General features: G+C 51.8%; 2 protein-coding genes and 2 pseudogenes. 3 read left to right on the top strand and 1 reads right to left on the bottom strand.

The window, feature by feature from the left end:
* Positions 1 to 223: pseudogene (locus AB9F26_RS21985) on the bottom strand (IS6 family transposase); the annotation flags it as partial.
* Between the two features lie 59 nt (positions 224 to 282).
* On the opposite strand from AB9F26_RS21985, the pseudogene AB9F26_RS21980 reads away from it, so the two are divergent.
* From AB9F26_RS21980 to cysK, 3 genes and pseudogenes are all read left to right on the top strand, one after another.
* Positions 283 to 612 (top strand): annotated as a pseudogene (locus AB9F26_RS21980) (transposase); the annotation flags it as partial.
* A gap of 196 nt (positions 613 to 808) precedes the next feature.
* Positions 809 to 1681 (top strand): class I SAM-dependent methyltransferase, encoded by an 873-nt coding sequence (locus AB9F26_RS21975; RefSeq protein WP_369758097.1) that lies wholly within the window; start codon positions 809 to 811, stop codon positions 1679 to 1681.
* 246 nt (positions 1682 to 1927) lie between these two features.
* Positions 1928 to 3004 (top strand): cysteine synthase A, encoded by a 1077-nt coding sequence (cysK, locus tag AB9F26_RS21970; protein WP_369758096.1) that lies wholly within the window; start codon positions 1928 to 1930, stop codon positions 3002 to 3004.
* Positions 3005 to 3200: the final 196 nt, after the last annotated feature.

The raw sequence follows: 3200 nt of genomic DNA, 5'->3' as shown, positions 1-3200 counted from the left end.
TCCGCAGTTGCTGAACCCGTTTCCGACGAATTTCTGAAGCAAACAATGGGCCAAACCGGTTCCACCAAAATCGGACCGTCTCATGGCTGACGTCGATCCCTCGTTCGTGGAGTAAATCCTCTACGTTTCGAAAGGATAGTGGGAACCGCACGTAAAGCATTACTGCAAGACGGATAATCTCGGGGCTTGTTTTGAAATAGCGAAAGGGAGAGCGTTTTTTCATATGCAAAGGGTTAATTCGTTGCTTTGCGCCGCTCAAGTCAGTTTCCTCTGACAGTGCCTTATCGGTCACTGACTTGGAATCACGGATTAGAGATGGCGGGGTACAAGACATTCACTTTGGCGACGGAGATCGATATCTTTTCATGCGACCCTCACAGCCCCTCTCATCGCTGCAAGCAGCGACTGCCGGGCAATGCATGGCAGCGCGGCTCAAATGAAAATACCAATCGCTCGCTGCGACAATACTTCCCAAAGGGCACGGATTTGGCGATACATAGTCAAGCAAAGTTGAGTGCTGTCGCAAGACCGCTTAACGAACGACCTCGAAAGTCGCTGGGATACGAAACACCCGCAGAGCGTTTCAATGCATGTGTTGCGTCGATCAGATGAGCCTGCCCCACTTAGCGGTCATCGGTGTCTTAATTATGCTGTATCAATGTCCGCTATGCAGGACCAAGCGAAACTTCTGCACCGGTTGCGTTCCTATGCAAGCCGCTGAGCGGAGTTACCTTGGCTAGGGTTTCGCGCGTGAATTAGGAATATCTACACATTTATGATACTCTGCTCACAAAGCGGGGGTTACAGCATGGCAAATGTTGACAGAGACGACACAGATTTTGTGAAGTTTTGGAACTCTGTCCTAGAGCCAAAATTTACAAAATATCGGCACATCCTCCAAGGTGGGCTGTCACGCCATTCCGCAGCAGTTATTCCAAACTTGCCCATTAAAGAAGGGATGTCCGTTCTTGATGTCGGGTGCGGATGGGGAGATATGTCGCTCCAATTAGCAGAGATTGTTGGGCCCAAGGGGCGGGTTCTTGGGATTGATTGCGTCGATGCATTTTTGGAAGACGCCAGAAAAGACGCTGCCGCAAAAAAACTATCGCACGCCGAGTTCTCTCGCGGGGATGCCGAAGTCGCCCTACCCGAGAATGAGTTCGATTTTGTTGTTGCGCGTTTTGGCACGATGTTCTTCACAAACCCGGTAGCAGCATTGCGGCGGATGCGTCTGGCGCTCAAGCCGGGGGGGCAGATGACACATATTGTCTGGCGTCGGCGCGAAGACAATCCGGCATGGCAGGAAGCGAAGGAAATCACCCTTCGGCATCTTCCGCCTCCGAGCGAAGAGGCAGATACCTGCGGACCTGGCCCTTTCTCAATGGGCAATCAGGAGACGACGGGACTAATGATGAAAAGCGCAGGTTTTGAAGACGTTACTTTTACCCGCGTGGACGAAAAGATCATGGTTGGAACAACACCAGAAGAATGCATTGCATTCGCTTTAGCTATTGGCCCAGGGGGCGAAGTCTTTCGCGAGGCCGGAGAGGCCCTCGCTGAGGACAAGCGTCCGGAGATCGAGAGCGAGATGCGTACCTTCTTTGAAAGCCAAGAACAGGACGCGAAGGGTATTTGGGCGCCCACGTCGTCATGGGTAATATCCGCACGCAATCCCGCCTGATCGCTATTTTTTTGCAATTGCCGAGTTGGCGGACGTGCGTGAGGTAGAAAGAGAAGACGCAGAGACCGTTCAGGGCTCAGACAGAGCCTTTGCTGCAAGATGCGCTCAAGTCCTTTTAGTGGCTCTGCGGACCTCTGTTGAACGATCAACACGGCAGAAGGCGACTTTGAGGCAGTAATATTTCAGTCAAAGTTGTGAAACGCGCCCTTTTTGTTTGGGCGGCAATAAGAGATTGAGGGACATTCAATGGGAATTCGAACAACTGAAGGACGTGGAACGGTTTATTCTTCGATCCTTGATACGATTGGCGACACACCGACTGTGCGCATCAACGACATCGCACCGGACCACGTTCAAGTTTACGTAAAACTTGAAGCTTTCAACCCAGCGGGGTCAGTCAAGGACCGTCTGGCGGTCAATATCATTGAAGCCGCAGAGCGCGATGGAAGACTGAAGCCTGGGCAAACTATCATTGAGGCAACCTCCGGAAATACGGGCATCGGTCTGGCGATGGTTTGCGCGGCAAAGGGATATCCTCTCGTTGTAACAATGGCAGACAGTTTTTCGGTCGAGAGACGACGATTGATGCGCTTTTTCGGAGCAAAGGTTGTGCTTACACCTCGTGCTTTGAAAGGGTTTGGTATGTATAGCAAAGCCAAAGAACTGGCCGAGGAAAATGGTTGGTTTCTGGCGAGCCAGTTTGAGACACCCGACAACGCCGACATACACGAGAGCACGACGGCCCGAGAAATACTTGCCGATTTTGACGGGCAGAGGTTGGATTATTGGGTGACTGGTTATGGCACCGGCGGCACAGTATCAGGCGTCGGGCGCGTTCTGCGGGAAAGCAGGCCAGACACCAAGATCATCCTCACCGAGCCCGCCAATTCGGCCATCGTGGCATCGGGATACGTCAACACCAGAAACGAAAATAATCAACCGACTGAAAGCCATCCGTCCTTCGAACCTCATCCGATTCAAGGCTGGACACCAGACTTCATCCCGTACGTCCTTCAAGAGGCACTGGACGGTTCTTACTACGACAAGCTAATTCCTGTGGCAGGTGCTGAAGGCATTTCATGGTCTAGGCGCCTCGCAGCCGAGGAAGGTATTTTTACCGGCATCTCAGGAGGATCGACTTTTGCCGTGGCAATGCAAATTGCCGCAACTGCAGCAAAAGGCACGACGCTCCTTGTTATGCTGCCCGATACGGGCGAGCGTTATCTTTCAACGCCTTTATTTGAGGGCATTCCGGAAGAAATGGATGACGAGGAAATAGCAATTTCTCAATCAACGCCAAGCGCCCAGATGCCAACGGATTAAAAGAGCCCAAAACCATTTGGAAATATCAAGAGGATCGTCCATTTCTAGGGTCGTTGCTGACCTTTGCTTCGGTCGGTGCCGATGGCGGCTATGCGGAGAGGCTGTGTGAAAACTCCCCCATTTTGATCCAGATGCTGCTATAATTTCCGTATTCGGTATGGAGGTTGTTCATGACGCATTTCATCGAAGGTTTAGA

This window comes from Falsihalocynthiibacter sp. BN13B15, from assembly GCF_041205415.1.
Taxonomy (GTDB): Bacteria; Pseudomonadota; Alphaproteobacteria; order Rhodobacterales; family Rhodobacteraceae; genus Falsihalocynthiibacter; species Falsihalocynthiibacter arcticus.
This window is presented reverse-complemented; position numbering and strand designations above follow the sequence as displayed.